The sequence below is a fragment of the Pectobacterium carotovorum genome (assembly GCF_033898505.1).
GTDB classification, from domain to species: Bacteria; Pseudomonadota; Gammaproteobacteria; order Enterobacterales; family Enterobacteriaceae; genus Pectobacterium; species Pectobacterium carotovorum_J.
Genome location: NZ_JAXAFK010000001.1, coordinates 2,182,955 through 2,197,883 on the forward strand (window position 1 = coordinate 2,182,955; position 14,929 = coordinate 2,197,883).

Consider the following 14,929-nt stretch of genomic DNA (forward strand, 5'->3'; position numbering starts at 1 on the left):
TTATATCAACTCATATTCAGTAGTAATAAGGCGCAGTACCTCATCACTAGAATTAAACATCATGACATCAATGATTGATAGCCAGGCCACAAAAGGTTCATCGAATTGTTTATAAATAATACTATTTGGCTGGATAAAGTTCAGAGTCATTCCATGTAATGCAAAGGCTTCTTGGGAATAAAGAGAAATGCCACCTGGTGGGTTACTGTACGCTTTCGCGCCGAGGGCGTTCCCGAATGCGAGCACTTTGTCTTGAGATTTTAGCGAGTGATCGATGCTGATAGAAGACGATATTTTTATATCACATGCCAATCCAAGGTATTCTTTAATGCTTTTCAACGAGAAAAATATATAGTTAAATAAATTATCATCCCGGTAATTTATTATACTTTCCAATAGAGGAAAAACATCTTTAAAATAAGGAGCGCGACGATAAGCACCACATATCTTATTGATTAAATCCTCTCTATTAAATGTCTCTGACAGCACCCTATCTTTAACATCTAAAAAATCGGAGTCTTTCTTTAAGGGTAAGCTAAACGTGCTATCCTTTCCATTTAACAAAATGCGGTTTCGATTTATCCATCCTTTTTTAGTATATTTTATATTATCATAAACCACAAAAACATCTACCTCGGCCATCAACTGGAAATAGCCAATGTAAGGAAGGAAATAAGGTTGCATTACCGCATACTTTATCAACTCGCTCTCCTGATACTGCTAAAAACGCCTACCAACATAGATAAAAATCGTAAATTAAAAATCATAATTTATTGAGATTTATAATTTACCGTTATCTTTTTCAACCAAGACATCAACCTTCGCTTTACGCACAATCAGAAATACACTTAACGACATCTAATATATTTTCATCTGACAAATCAGGATAGATAGGAAGACAGAGTACATTATCAGCGATATGCGTTGCCGTTGGAAGGCCACCTTCTTTAGCTGAGTCCAATCCTCGATACATTGGAAAGGTGCTAATTAGCGGATAGAAGTATCGGCGGGCATATATGTTTCTTTCTCTCATTATATTGTAAACTTCGTCTCTTTTTTTAGGGAAATTATCAGAGAAGAAAATAGGAAAATAAGCATAATTCCAGGTCACATTATCTGGAATGCTCACAACATTAATTCCTGAGATGTCTTTTAAAAGTTCACAATATCTTAAATAAATATCTCTGCGTTGATTCAATGCTGAATCAATATGCTTCAATTGAAGCAAGCCAAATGCGGCCTGAACTTCATTCATTTTCGCATTAATACCAGGAGCGACGACAGTTACTTCATCAACGAAGCCGAAATTCTTAAGATAATCAATTCGCTTTTTCGTTTTTTCATCTTGAGAAATAATCGCACCACCTTCGATAGTGCTAAAAACTTTCGTCGCATGAAAACTGAGAATAGAAAGGTCGCCATGATTTAATATGCTGACATCATTCTTTTTAACACCAAAAGCATGAGCCGCATCGTAAATCACTTTTAGACCATAGATATCAGCTATATTTTGAATACGCTCAACATCCGCAGGAAGCCCATAACAGTGTACAGGTAGAATTGCAGACGTTGCTGGCGTAATAGCCTGTTCTAATTTAGAAGGATCAAGATTGCATGTTACTGGATCAATATCAACAAAGACGGGTTTTAACCCATTCCACAGTAGTGTATGCGATGTCGCCACAAATGAGTAAGGTGTAGTAATGACCTCACCAGTGATACGTAACGTTTGCAAAGCAGTTAATAACGCCAGCGTGCCATTGGAAAATAAACTAAGGTATGGAACGCCAAGATAATCAGCCAGCGCTTGCTCTAAACGCTGATGGAATGTCCCATTATTAGTCAACCACTTATTTTCCCATATTTCTTCAAGATAAGGAGTAAACTCATCCAAAGGCGGCAATAACGGGCTTGTTACATACACTGGTTTTTTCATTTCACCATCTTCCGCTCATAGATTATTCGCAATCAACGCTACCGCCCTTGACTCGCAGCTATCAAAGCGCTGAAAACTTACCCATTTTGATGACATAAAAAGAAAATGCTCAGATTTGGTACCTCTGAGTAAAAATATTAATGCCGCATTCTCTTTCTATAATATCCGCAGCCGACCTCTACTTACTTAGTCGGCAGTACGTTGAAAATTGCCTTTTATAGATAATGGCATCAGCATCAATGCCATTATCTCGCTCATATCGATCGGTCAGCCTGATGACGTTCATCCATGATGACCGATCATTTTCATGGCACCAGTGAGTGACCTATCGCATAACTCTTAGGCGGCTCACCAGCACAGTAAGCTTTCCACACCACTCTTAGCGCCTGTTCGAAATAGGTGGCAGCGGTCACATCATCAGCCCCGACGTCATGTTCCATTTTCTTGCGTAAACTGTGGCGAATTTGATTCAGTTCATCCAACCGGTTATTCCAGGAAATGGCCTTGTCGATATAGTCCGCTTCTGAATCTGCAATAAACTCATTCAAACCAGCCTGACCAAGGTTTACAACCCCTTGGCGAGCAGCATAAGTTTCACCAGCCAGCGTCAAAGTCGGCACGCCCATCCACAAAGCGTAGTTCGTCGTGGTTCCCCCGGTATAGGGGAACGTATCCAGCAGCACATCGATTTCCTGGTGCATAGCCAGATAACGCATTATGTTGACACGTTCGCGGAAAATCAGCTGCTCAGGTTGAACACCCTGTGACTCTAATTTTTTACGTATATGTTCTCTCGCCTGCTGGCTAGGCAACGCACCAATAATCATCTTGCTGGTTGGTAACTGAACGAGGATTTTGCCCCATGCCGATAATACCGTATCGTTAATCTTAGTTGGTCTGTTGAAGCTGGCGAACGTGAGGTAGCCGTTTTTCAACGCAGGAAGATCGTTAACATCAGGGCCATTAACCACTGGTTCAAATTGTCGGTCAAATAGGACGTACAGCAATTTTTCAGTAAATTGATGGGCTAAAACCTCTGGGTATGGAGCATGGTTCATAACCAGATAGTAATCCATTGCCTTTAATCCCGTCGTTCCCGGATAGCCAATCCAGCTAATCTGGATCGGTGCAGGCTTCATAGCAAACATTGCCAGGCGGTTATCGCCAGTATGACCGGAAAGATCAAAAAGAATATCGATCTCATCCCGTTTAATTAATTCAAATAATTCAGTATCGCTACAGTTCGTTACGTTACGCCATGCCGTTGAGCTTTTTTCCAGCGCACGAGTGACATCATCGTAATGATGTGATGTAGAATAGGCATAAAGAGAAAAATGCTGCTGATCGATGTCATTCCATACGGGCGATAAGAATTTGCTGACTGGGTGTGAATATAAATCGCCAGAAACAAAGCCAATACGTAGCACTCTATCGGGATCTTTATTCTGTAGATAACGCACTGGAGCAAGCGTACCATTACGTTTTTCTACCACTTCACCATATAACAAATGTTCAGCAAAAATCTCTGAAGCAGGAATTTTGGCATTATGTAGTAAAGCAAACAGGAGGTTGCTGTATAAATTTAAATCTTCAGGAGCATTACAGACAGCCCGACGATAATACTCAATTGCGCTTTCGACATCAGATTTTTTATCCAACACCATTGCCATGGCATTTAATATGGCCGCATCATTAGGCAGAAGTTTTATTGCTTTTTCTATACAGACTTCTGCACCAGACATATTTTCAAACTTTAAATAAACAAGCGCCACCACATTCCAGGCAACAGCAATATTTCCATCACAGCGAATAATTCTATAGGCTAGGTTAATCGCTTCCCAGTAATGATATGTGTTATGTAATAAACTGGCCAACTCGCTGTAGACTAACCATGCATTACTATGCATAGAAATGACTTTTGCTAAAGAGAATATCGCCGCATCTTTGTCGCCGGTGACAAAATTGATTCTCTCCAGTGTGATCCAATTTTGTAGATTGTTCGGTTGTTTTACCGTCAACTCTTCAGCCAAAGAGCGTGCTTCACCGTATTTCTGTTCTTGTAACAAGTCATATAATTGACGTTTAACTTTCGCATCAATAGGATCGTTAACGAATTCTTTTCTACTTTTTTCGACTTTTATTACATCGCTAGCTTTGAACAGACCACCGCCGCTTGCATTGCTGGAATACATAATCAACGGGCTTATATTATGTATGACCTCGGTAACATCCTTCGCCAGTTCCAAACGTTTTTGAAAATAACGCTGCCATGCCAGAGCGCTGCCAATCATAAAACCTTTATGATGCAATTCATCCAACAGCGCTGATGAGCCTTCGTTCTGCTCATCTAATAAGTCCATTGGGTTCTTTAACCCTTGAGTCTCTGGTAGTAAAGTAAAAGTTTCATACCAGTAGTTAAATGCTGGATAATCACCCACACAATTCGGTAATACTCGCAGCGTACTGAGTTCGCTTTTACGATAAGCACACTCACCGACACAGAAATGAATGCTCGATAACCCTTGTTTTAACAAAGCATAAAGGGATTCACGCACATTTTTTTCATGTTCGTGTTTATCATTTTCTTTCTCAGGAAAGTGAGTATTAAATATAAGTTGCTTAAAAGAAACACTCGCTGGCCACGCATTACCTAAAACATCCAGAATTTGTTGGGTAAGTTCGTGATCGGTCGATATCTGTATTCCAGCATTAGTCACATAAGCGTTGGATGCCAACCCTTTATTCAACATGACACGACGGAAACTCCCGGCCCAGGAAAGTTTATCCAGCCGGGAAATATCAATTTCCGATTCCAACTTTTCCGCCCGCTCAGCTGCAACCAGCAGACTAAACCGATGTTTGCGCCCAACGTTAAAATCCAGATACTGCTGTTTCAATACTTTATTGCCGGTCGGACAGATTGTGCGCAGTAAGTTATCTACCCGCTCACCATAGTGAGAGGCAATCTCAGTGTGAGGCTCAATTTCGCCAACATAAGCCAAGCCTTCTTGCGCAACCAGTGCATTAAAGTCGAGCAGATAGCAGGGTTGATTCAGGCCTTGTAGATAGTTGAGCGCTAGCGACACGTCGCCCAGCTGTTCAGCTTCTTCAACCAGGGCCGAAATCGCTGCTCTCTGAGGATTGTCTGCAGACATGCCCAGTGATAAATAGCTCAACATGGCTCTGGCACTGGCTTGCTGTTGTTCCGGTGTTTCTGCCAGACTAGCGTGCAGATTTAAAGCATCCTGCAGAATTTCCTCTGTCTTCCCGCCGGGATAGGTCGAATAGGAAAAACACACCACGCCTTTTGCACTTAAATGGCGGTGACAATATGCCAACAACGCCGAGCGCGCTTCGCCGCTGACCAGCCCGAAAACACCATGGACAATAATATAATCAAATTTGCCGAGATTGCTGTCCAAAAGCGATGCCAAATCCATTGCCTGAAGTTGCAGATTGGTTAACCCATATTGCTGTACCCACATCTGCCCTTGTGCAATTTTTTCCTCATCAAGATCGATACCAATAGCCTGCGCCTGCGGATAGGCAGTAGCAAATGGCAGCAGGTTCGCACCACTCACGCACCCCAGTTCCAGTACCCGTGCTCTATCAGGGTCCGCTGCCACAATGCCATGCAAGTATGCTACTGCCTGCAAATGCGTCGGTGAGGTATAAGGCAAAGGACAGCGATCGGCAGCGCTCGTTGTTGGATGGCTGGCAGCAGTATCTAAAGTCATCAGAAGGGAAAACCTTTCATGAGAGGAAAGAGAAATTACTACTATCGTATCAACTATTAAGATACGCAATCTTATAAATAGAGGGAAATATTAGGCGTATAACACACGTTAGGGAAGCGTGATATTGCTTCACAACAGCATAATGCGTGGAGCATTCACCATAAAAAAAACCAGCCCCGAAAGGCTGGCTTTATATATAAGCTACAGTGTTTGTCTGGCTGAAAATTAACGCAGCAGAGACAGAACAGTCTGTGGAACCTGGTTTGCCTGAGACAGTACAGAAGTACCAGCCTGTTGCAGAATCTGACCACGGCTCATGTTTGATACTTCGGTCGCGTAATCAGCGTCTTCAATACGGCTACGAGCAGAAGACAGGTTGTTAATAGAGTTGTTCAGGTTAGTAATGGTAGATGTGAAACGGTTCTGAATCGCACCCAGGTTACTACGAGCAGTGTCAACAGCAGACAGTGCAGTATCCAGAGAGGTGATCAGTGCCTGAGCAGCTGAGTTAGCAGAACTACCGGTAGCAACAGCACCCAGAGAAGTGATTTTAGCAGCAACATCGCTCATTGAACCACTACCGCCAGTGGTGGCGTTGATCAGTGCAGCGCTGTCGATGGTAATAGTTTCAGTTGTACCAGTGTTAGCACCAACCTGAATGATGATACCGGCGCTTGCAGAACCGTCCAGCAGTTTAGTACCGTTGAAAGAAGCACTCTGCGCAACGCGGTTGATTTCGTCGATACGCTGAGTCATTTCCTTAACGATAGAATCACGGTCAGTTTTGCCGTTAGGATCGTTCGCTGCTTGAGTTGCCAGTTCACGGATACGCTGCAAGTTGTTGTTGATTTCGCTCAGGTTGCTTTCAGCAGTCTGAGTCATTGAGATACCGTCGTTGGCGTTACGAGCAGCTTGGGTCATACCCTTAATCTGAGCGGTCATACGGTTAGCGATCGCTTGGCCAGCTGCGTCATCTTTTGCGCTGTTGATACGCAGACCAGAAGACAGACGCTCGATAGCGGTACCCAGAGCAGACTGAGATTTGTTCAGGTTGTTCTGAGTAGTCAGAGACATGATGTTAGTATTAATAACTGCCATAATAGCGTTCCTTAATCAGTGGTTATCAGTTTCGGGTTAGACCCACGGGTTCATCCCCGTCGCTAACATTTATCGGAACGCTTTTCAGAAGCTTTAATTTTTTTTTAGCCTAAATTCATTTTTATTGCTCAGAGGGCGATTCTGACCTCCCCCCCTCTCCCACGATATTATCAGTCATAAAGAGGGGGTGTTCTTTACTGCTAAACTTATTCTCTATTCTGCCGATAATGGCTTCATAGCTCATCGCACTCCGAATAAAAGGATTCTATCATGGCAAGCGTTTCTTCATTAGGTGTAGGTTCAGGACTGGGTTTGAACGATTTGCTCACGCAGCTTAGAACCGCAGAGAATCAAAAACTTGTACCGATTACAACCCAACAGTCGAGCTTCAAGGCTCAACTAAGCGGTATCAGTGCCCTGAAAAGTGCGCTTGATAAACTCAAAACAGCGAATGATGCTTTAGCGATCTCTGAATCTTTCGGTATTGTTAAAGGTTCAATTGATGGCATCACATCAACCAAAGTGTCCAGCACAAACAAAGCATTCTCTACCACTACCGATAGTAAAGCGGTAGCGGGCACCTACAGCATTGAAGTGAAACAGTTGGCTCAAGCACATTCAATCATGTCAACGGCCAAGACCAGCGCCACTGAGCCCTTGAGTGCAACAGACACGAAACTCGTTATTGCTCAAGATAATGGTAAATTCACTAAAGTCGGTAGTGATTATCTAAAATATCTGGAAATAGATATTAAAGCGGGTGAAACATCATTAAACGATGTCCGTGATGCGATCAACAAAGTTAATGGCACGGTGACGGCAAGCGTTGTCAAAGCGAAAGATAATGAGTACTACCTGATGCTGACCGCCAAAAACAGCGGCACGGAGAGTAAAATCTCCATCGGGGGAGACGATACGAGCGTTTTCAACGGTACTCCAAGAGAAAACGTTGCAGCCAAAAACGCGCAAATCACGGCAAACGGCATTGATATTGAAAGACAAAGCAACGCCATTTCTGATGCTTTTGAAGGCGTCACGATCAATCTTCTAGCCCAAACTGAGGCAAGTAAACCGGAAACCCTGACGATTGAGCAGGATATAACCGGAATGAAGGATACGATCAAAGCCTGGGTTGATGCTTACAATGCGCTGCAAGATACCATTGCAGCTCAAACAAAATACACGGCAGTTGAAGCAGGCGAATCGCAAATAAGCTCCAACGGAGCGTTATTAGGGGATTCTACGGTTCGTGGTATCCAGGGCAAACTCAAGGCACAGCTAACGACGGTACAAAGCGGCAGCGACGAATTCCGTATTCTGGCAGACCTTGGTATTACGCAAAACTTCAAAACAGGGAAGTTAGAAATCAGTGATACCAAGTTAGATAAAGCGCTGAAAGAAGAACCAGGTAGGGTTCGAGACTTTTTCGTTGGTGATAATGATAAAACAGGATTTGCGACGCAGACTCGTACATACCTGAAAGAAGTCCTTGATACGTCAGAAGGTGTCATCAAAACCAAAGAAGATGGTATTAATAGTACGCTGAAAAAATTGGATACTCAGGCTACGCGTGTCAAAGATGGAATAGAAAGTACAATCGCTATTTATCAAAAACAATTCGTCGATCTTGATAAAGCGATGAGTAACATGAACAGCACAATGAGCCGTTTAACGAGCATGTTCTCTAAACTCTAAATTTTCGATTAAAGATAGGTAATGTGATGTACAACATGAAAGGCAGCCAGGCCTATGCTCAGGTAGGCCTTGAAAGCAGTGTGATGAGCGCAAGCCCGCACCAGCTTATCGTTATGCTGTTTGATGGTGCGCGCAGTGCAATGGTGCGCGCACGCATCCTTATGGAACAAGGCGATATCCCGGGCAAAGGCATGGCGTTATCTAAAGCAATCAACATTATCAATAACGGACTCAAAGCCGGGCTGGATATGGAAGCCGGGGGCGAGCTCGTTGAAAATCTATCTGCTCTGTACGACTACATGTCCCAGCGTTTGTTGATTGCCAATTTACATAACGATGCAAAAGCGATAGAAGAAGTTGAAGTGTTGTTGGAAAATATCGCTGATGCCTGGCGGCAAATCGGTCCTAATTACAAACCAGAGCAGGAAGTACGTTAATGGCCTCCCCCCATCGGCTTCTAAAAGATTACCAACAACTTTTGTCTCTGAGTCAAAAAATTCTTCATTTGGCCGTCAACGGCGAATGGGATACGTTGGTTGAGCAAGAGATTGTTTATGTTCAGTCCGTTGAAGGCTTAGTTAACACGCCAATTCCTGACGAAATTGACAGTGTGATGCGTCTGCATCTGCGACAAATTTTGCAGGAAGTGATGGATAATGAAGCGAAAGTAAAACAACTTCTGCAGAAGCGGATGGACGAATTAAGTTCGTTAATGGGACAGTCACTGAAACAAAAGTCAATTAATACGACTTATAGCGAATTTGCGGGACAGAGACTGCTGCCTGGCGATGCCTTACCTGATGAAACACACTCATAGCACCACGTTATAGGTATACCGATCTCACCGCGCCTCTATTTTTGAGGCGTTTTTTTTGGCTGTTTTTAATCGACATGACCAAACACTATCGGCAGAACGAAATCTATAGGCGCTGAAAAGGTTGAAGATTAACGAGTTTGAAAACCGGGAGTAAACAGGCGAGACACCAGTAAAAATAGAGATTGCGCGCAACCTCATCTGCATTAACAGTGAGATCGCGCACAATAACGTTGATAATTACAGCCTGATGCCATGAAGTGGCATCAAACGGACATATTCATCACTTCCTGATACGCAGATACCAGTTTATTACGTACCTGAATGCCCATCTGCATTGAAATAGATGACTTCTGCAAATCCACCATCACATCATTCAACGCTACGCCCGGCACACCCAGAGTAAATTTTTCAGCCTGCGTACGAGCCGTTTGTTGCGTGTCGCTGATCTTATCGATCGCGGCTTTCAACTCACTGGCGAAACCAGGTTCTACCGATGGTCTGGCTATTGGCGTATCAGCTGCCTGCAGGGCTTTGACCTGCATTTGCTGTAAAACGCCATCAATACCTTGAACCGACATAATACCTCACTAAACCATGCTGATTAGGCTTTTTCATACACATTTATGACAGCGATACCCTATCACACCACTCTTAGGCTAAATGGGGTAATTAGCGTGAAAAATGCCACCTTATCGACCCATCGATTTTTCTTTTACGGAAAATAATGACATGCCGATAAATGTAGGCGAAATGTTTTATTGATTGCGCAATCAGGGAGTTCTGTTTTGTCACGTCACAACGTTAAGTATATCGTTCAACAACCAAGCAGAGATAGAGTATGAACGCCTCATTAACCGGCGCCGCTACCGGTAAAAATAGCTTTGGCGAAATACTCAACCGGTTACGCGCCAATCCGAAGATTCCGCTATTGATCGCAGCAGCCGCGACCATTGCTATTGTAGTGGCGTTAACGCTATGGGCTAAAGGTCCAGATTATCGGGTTCTTTATAGCAATATAAATGACCGGGACGGCGGTGCGATTGTCAGCGAATTAACAAAGCTGAATATTCCTTACCGCTTTGCGGAGAACGGCGGCGCGATCATGATTCCCGCCGAGAATGTCTATGAGACCCGACTCCGACTTGCTCAATTGGGACTGCCAAAAGGCGGCGCAGTTGGGTTTGAATTGCTCGACCAGGAAAAATTTGGCATCAGCCAATTCAGCGAACAGATCAACTACCAGCGTGCGCTGGAAGGTGAGCTATCCAGAACGATAGAAACGCTCGGCCCTGTCCAGAATGCACGAGTTCACCTCGCCATACCGAAGCCTTCACTGTTCGTTCGTGAGCAAAAAGCCCCCTCTTCTTCCGTCACCCTGACGCTACAGCCGGGCCGTGCATTAGATGAAGGTCAAATCAACTCCATCGTTTACATGGTTTCCAGCAGCGTTGCGGGCTTGCCGCCGGATAATGTGACGGTCGTCGATCAAACCGGACGTCTGTTAACCCAGGCTGGCGGCAGCGGTCGCGATCTGAATGCCGCGCAGCTTAAGTACAGCAACGAAGTCGAATCGATGTACCAGCGCCGCATAGAATCAATCATCGCGCCCATGGTTGGTATGGGCAACGTGCATGCCCAGGTCACCGCACAAATTGATTTCTCTGCCCGCGAGCAAACTGACGAACAGTATCAACCTAACCAGCCGCCAGATAAAGCGGCCGTTCGCTCTCAGCAAACCAGCCAGAGTGAGCAACGAGGTGGCCCGAACGTAGGTGGAGTTCCTGGTGCATTGTCTAATCAGCCTGCACCGGCACCAACAGCGCCTATCGCAACGCCGCCAAATAATGCTAATGCCAATGCGAACAATCAGGCTGGCCAGCAGAACCAAAACAATGCGGCAGGTGCGCAAGCAAATGCGGCAAATGCGAATACCGTCATTCAGACATCAAATGTTCGTAACGATGCAACAACCAACTATGAAGTTGATAAGACGATTTTACATACCAAGCACAGCACCGGTGGCGTGAAACGCTTGTCTGCAGCCGTTATCGTTAACTATCTGCCTCCTGGCGAGGATGGCAAACCGGTTGCACTGACGGAAGAACAGATTAAACAGATTGAAACGGTAGCACGTGAAGCCATGGGCTTTTCTGCTGAACGCGGTGATACATTGAATGTCGTGAATACGCCATTTATGGACAGCACCGACGGTTCTGGCGAACTCCCCTTCTGGCAAAAACAGGCATTCCTCGATCTCCTGATGGAAGCTGGCCGTTGGTTGCTGGTTCTGATCGTTGCCTGGATTCTGTGGCGTAAGCTGGTTCGTCCACAATTGCAGAGAAAAGCACAGCAGCAAGAAGCAGCACTGGCAGCAGCGGCACTGTCCCAGGGCGCAGACAACGATGTTATGGTCAACCTGAGTAGCTCGGAAGTTGAACAGCAGCGGAAATCGCAACAACGTGTCAATGCAGAAATGCAAAGTAACCGCATACGTGAAATGGCAGAGAACGATCCACGCGTTGTCGCTCTGGTAATTCGTCAATGGATGAGTACTGAACTATGACCCTGACAGGAACAGAAAAAAGCGCCATCTTATTGATGACCATTGGTGAAGACCGCGCCGCTGAGGTGTTTACTCATCTTTCGACCAAAGAAGTACAGCATCTCAGTGCTGCAATGGCGAACATGAGGCAGGTATCACAACAGCAACTGCTCGAAATCCTGAGAGAATTTGAGGCAGACTCAGAGCAGTATGCAGCGCTTAGCGTGAATGCCGGCGACTATCTTCGCTCTGTGCTTGTCAAAGCTCTTGGTGAAGAACGCGCATCTAGCCTGTTGGAAGATATTCTTGAAAGCCGCGACTCTACGAGTGGGATGGAAACGCTCAACTTCATGGAGCCGCAGATTGCCGCAGACCTCATCCGCGACGAACATCCACAGATTATCGCAACAATTCTGGTGCACCTGAAACGAGCTCAGGCTGCCGATATCTTAGCCCTGTTTGACGAGCGTCTGCGCCATGACGTCATGCTGCGTATTGCAACCTTCGGCGGCGTTCAGCCTTCTGCACTGGCAGAATTGACAGATGTTCTGAATGGCTTGCTGGATGGTCAGAACCTCAAACGCAGCAAGATGGGTGGTGTTCGTACTGCGGCTGAAATTATCAACCTGATGAAAACGCAGCAGGAAGAAGCGGTTATTGATGCCGTACGCGAATTCGATGGCGAACTGGCACAGAAAATCATCGACGAAATGTTCCTGTTCGAAAACCTGGTGGACGTGGACGACCGCAGCATTCAGCGTCTTCTGCAAGAAGTCGAGTCCGAGTCTCTGCTGTTGGCATTGAAAGGTGCCGAAGAGCCTTTACGCGAGAAATTCCTGCGCAACATGTCTCAGCGTGCCGCAGAAATTCTTCGGGACGATCTCGCGACTCGCGGCCCGGTCCGTATGTCTCAGGTCGAAAACGAACAGAAAGCCATTCTGCTTATCGTTCGTCGACTGGCAGACAGCGGCGAGATGATTATCGGTGGCGGCGAGGATGCTTATGTCTAACGCCCCCAAGAATCTGGCCTGGCAGCCCTGGAAGCTCAACGATCTGGCCGAACCCGTTTCGAAGCCTGTCCTGCCAAGCTATCAGGTAAATGACGAACCTGAGCTGCCTGACATGGAGCGTTTTACTGAAGAAAGCGCCCTTTCAGCCGCCGAGGACGAGTTAGCGTCTCTGCGTGAAAGCACGATGCAGCAAGCGCGAGAAACAGGTTTTGCGCAAGGGCACCAGCAAGGCTATGACGCGGGTTATCAGGAAGGTTTAGCCAAGGGGCAACAGCAGGGTCTGCAGAATGCTTTACAGCAGCAGCAGCCGATCATCGAACAGATGCAGAATATGGTCACCGAATTTCAACAGACGCTGGATACACTCGACAGTGTGATCCCAGCCCGTCTGATGCAGTTGGCTCTGACCGCAGCCAAGCAGATTCTGGGGCAACCTCCTGTATGCGATGGTAACGCGCTGCTCGGTCAAATACAGCAATTGATTCAGCAAGAACCGATGTTTTCGGGTAAAACGCAGTTGCGCGTTCACCCTTCAGATCTGGAGCGCGTGGAACAGTATTTGGGTCCGACACTTAGCTTGCATGGCTGGAGATTACTTGCCGATAGCCAACTTCATCCTGGCGGTTGTAAAGTCAGTGCGGAAGAAGGCGATCTGGATGCCAGTCTGGCAACACGCTGGCATGAGCTTTGCCGTTTAGCTGCACCGGGAGAGCTATGATGACTTCACGCCTCGGACGCTGGCTTTCTTCTCTCGATTCCTTTGAGAAGCGTATTGACGACACACCTTCGGTGCGTCGCTACGGCCGCTTAACCCGGGCGACAGGTTTGGTATTGGAAGCGACAGGGCTGCATATGCCACTGGGTGCCACCTGTCTCATCGAACGGCAGAATGGCTCTCAGGTTGAAGAAATCGAAAGCGAAGTTGTCGGTTTCAACGGACAAAAACTCTTTCTCATGCCGCTGGAAGAAGTTGAAGGCATTACCCCCGGCGCACGTGTTTATGCCCGCGTCGGTCAGGACAGCAGCAGTCAGGGAAAACAATTACCCTTAGGCCCTGAACTACTTGGTCGGGTGCTGGATGGTAGCGCAAAACCGCTGGATGGTTTACCTGCACCGGATACAGGCTATCGTGCACCGCTGATTACGCCACCGTTCAACCCATTGCAGAGAACGCCCATCGAAAGCGTTCTGGACGTGGGTGTCCGAGCCATCAACGCCTTGCTTACCGTGGGTCGGGGGCAGCGAATGGGTCTGTTTGCTGGTTCAGGGGTAGGTAAAAGTGTGCTGTTGGGGATGATGGCGCGCTATACTCAAGCTGACGTCATCGTTGTCGGCCTTATCGGCGAACGTGGCCGAGAAGTAAAAGATTTTATCGAGAATATCTTAGGTACTGAAGGACGCGCGCGTTCTGTCGTTATTGCTGCGCCAGCGGATGTTTCTCCATTATTAAGAATGCAAGGGGCGGCGTATGCCACGCGTATTGCGGAAGATTTTCGCGATCGCGGGTATCACGTTCTGCTCATTATGGATTCACTCACGCGTTACGCTATGGCCCAGCGTGAAATTGCTTTAGCCATTGGCGAACCACCGGCGACCAAGGGTTATCCCCCTTCTGTGTTCGCCAAATTACCTGCGCTGGTAGAACGCGCAGGAAATGGTATTCATGGAGGTGGTTCAGTCACTGCCTTCTATACTGTTCTTACGGAAGGTGACGATCAGCAGGATCCAATAGCCGACTCCGCTCGAGCCATTCTGGACGGACACATTGTGTTGTCCCGTCAATTGGCTGAGTCTGGTCATTATCCGGCAATTGATATTGAAGCCTCGATTAGCCGTGCAATGACCGCGCTGATAGATGAAGGTCACTATGCTTCTGTAAGGCAGTTTAAACAGTTATTATCCAGCTACCAACGTAACCGTGATTTAGTCAGCGTTGGTGCCTACGCCGCAGGCAGTGACCCTATGCTCGACAAAGCAATTCGGCTCTATCCACATCTGGAAGCCTTCTTGCAGCAGGGTATGTTTGAACAAAGTAACTATGAAGAATCTTGCCAGGCGTTGCACACTATTTTCCCTCGTAACGAGTAGGAGAGC

Annotated in this window: 12 protein-coding genes; 7 read left to right on the forward strand and 5 right to left on the reverse strand. The window is 46.2% G+C overall.

Annotated elements, in window-relative coordinates:
• The 4 genes from R9X49_RS09715 to R9X49_RS09730 all read right to left on the reverse strand — a co-directional run bounded on the left by R9X49_RS09715 (position 1) and on the right by R9X49_RS09730 (position 6,771).
• The gene (locus tag R9X49_RS09715; protein WP_319848185.1) at positions 1-702 is read right to left on the reverse strand and encodes a WbqC family protein; all 702 of its coding nucleotides are present in this window, start codon (positions 700-702) and stop codon (positions 1-3) included.
• A gap of 124 nt (positions 703-826) precedes the next feature.
• Positions 827-1,936, reverse strand: coding sequence for a DegT/DnrJ/EryC1/StrS family aminotransferase (locus tag R9X49_RS09720; RefSeq protein WP_319848186.1), 1,110 nt, complete (start codon positions 1,934-1,936; stop codon positions 827-829).
• A 305-nt stretch (positions 1,937-2,241) separates the two neighbouring features.
• Complete coding sequence (locus R9X49_RS09725) at positions 2,242-5,673, reverse strand: methyltransferase regulatory domain-containing protein (protein WP_319848187.1); 3,432 nt, start codon at positions 5,671-5,673, stop codon at positions 2,242-2,244.
• A gap of 225 nt (positions 5,674-5,898) precedes the next feature.
• Positions 5,899-6,771 carry a flagellin gene (locus R9X49_RS09730; RefSeq protein ID WP_319848188.1) on the reverse strand — a complete coding sequence of 291 codons (873 nt, stop codon included), beginning with the start codon at positions 6,769-6,771 and terminating at the stop codon, positions 5,899-5,901.
• A gap of 270 nt (positions 6,772-7,041) precedes the next feature.
• Here R9X49_RS09730 and fliD point away from each other — a divergent pair, with 270 nt between their 5' ends.
• Genes fliD through fliT form a run of 3 tightly spaced genes read left to right on the forward strand, consistent with a single transcriptional unit; the run spans position 7,042 to position 9,283 of the window.
• Entirely contained in the window at positions 7,042-8,466 is a 1,425-nt protein-coding gene (gene fliD / locus R9X49_RS09735; protein WP_319848189.1) for a flagellar filament capping protein FliD, read from the forward strand.
• 26 nt (positions 8,467-8,492) lie between these two features.
• Positions 8,493-8,903: a flagellar export chaperone FliS gene (gene fliS / locus R9X49_RS09740; protein WP_319848190.1), complete on the forward strand. Its 411-nt coding sequence runs from the start codon at positions 8,493-8,495 to the stop codon at positions 8,901-8,903.
• On the forward strand, positions 8,903-9,283 hold the full coding sequence (fliT, locus tag R9X49_RS09745; protein ID WP_319848192.1) for a flagella biosynthesis regulatory protein FliT: 381 nt from the start codon (positions 8,903-8,905) through the stop codon (positions 9,281-9,283). The genes fliS and fliT overlap by 1 nt, the downstream gene beginning before the upstream one ends.
• 263 nt (positions 9,284-9,546) lie before the next feature.
• Here the strand turns inward: fliT and fliE are convergent, their stop codons facing one another.
• Positions 9,547-9,861, reverse strand: a complete 315-nt coding sequence (gene fliE / locus R9X49_RS09750; RefSeq protein ID WP_010279635.1) for a flagellar hook-basal body complex protein FliE — start codon at positions 9,859-9,861, stop codon at positions 9,547-9,549.
• 260 nt (positions 9,862-10,121) lie between these two features.
• On the opposite strand from fliE, the gene fliF reads away from it, so the two are divergent.
• The 4 genes from fliF to fliI are packed head-to-tail and all read left to right on the forward strand — an operon-like array spanning position 10,122 to position 14,923.
• On the forward strand, positions 10,122-11,846 hold the full coding sequence (fliF, locus tag R9X49_RS09755) for a flagellar basal-body MS-ring/collar protein FliF (protein WP_319848193.1): 1,725 nt from the start codon (positions 10,122-10,124) through the stop codon (positions 11,844-11,846).
• Positions 11,843-12,835, forward strand: a complete 993-nt coding sequence (gene fliG, locus R9X49_RS09760) for a flagellar motor switch protein FliG (protein WP_015840781.1) — start codon at positions 11,843-11,845, stop codon at positions 12,833-12,835. Before fliF ends, fliG begins: the two co-directional genes overlap by 4 nt.
• Positions 12,828-13,553 carry a flagellar assembly protein FliH gene (gene fliH / locus R9X49_RS09765; protein WP_319848194.1) on the forward strand — a complete coding sequence of 242 codons (726 nt, stop codon included), beginning with the start codon at positions 12,828-12,830 and terminating at the stop codon, positions 13,551-13,553. Before fliG ends, fliH begins: the two co-directional genes overlap by 8 nt.
• Positions 13,553-14,923 carry a flagellar protein export ATPase FliI gene (fliI, locus tag R9X49_RS09770; RefSeq protein WP_015840783.1) on the forward strand — a complete coding sequence of 457 codons (1,371 nt, stop codon included), beginning with the start codon at positions 13,553-13,555 and terminating at the stop codon, positions 14,921-14,923. Before fliH ends, fliI begins: the two co-directional genes overlap by 1 nt.
• Positions 14,924-14,929 lie beyond the last annotated feature (6 nt).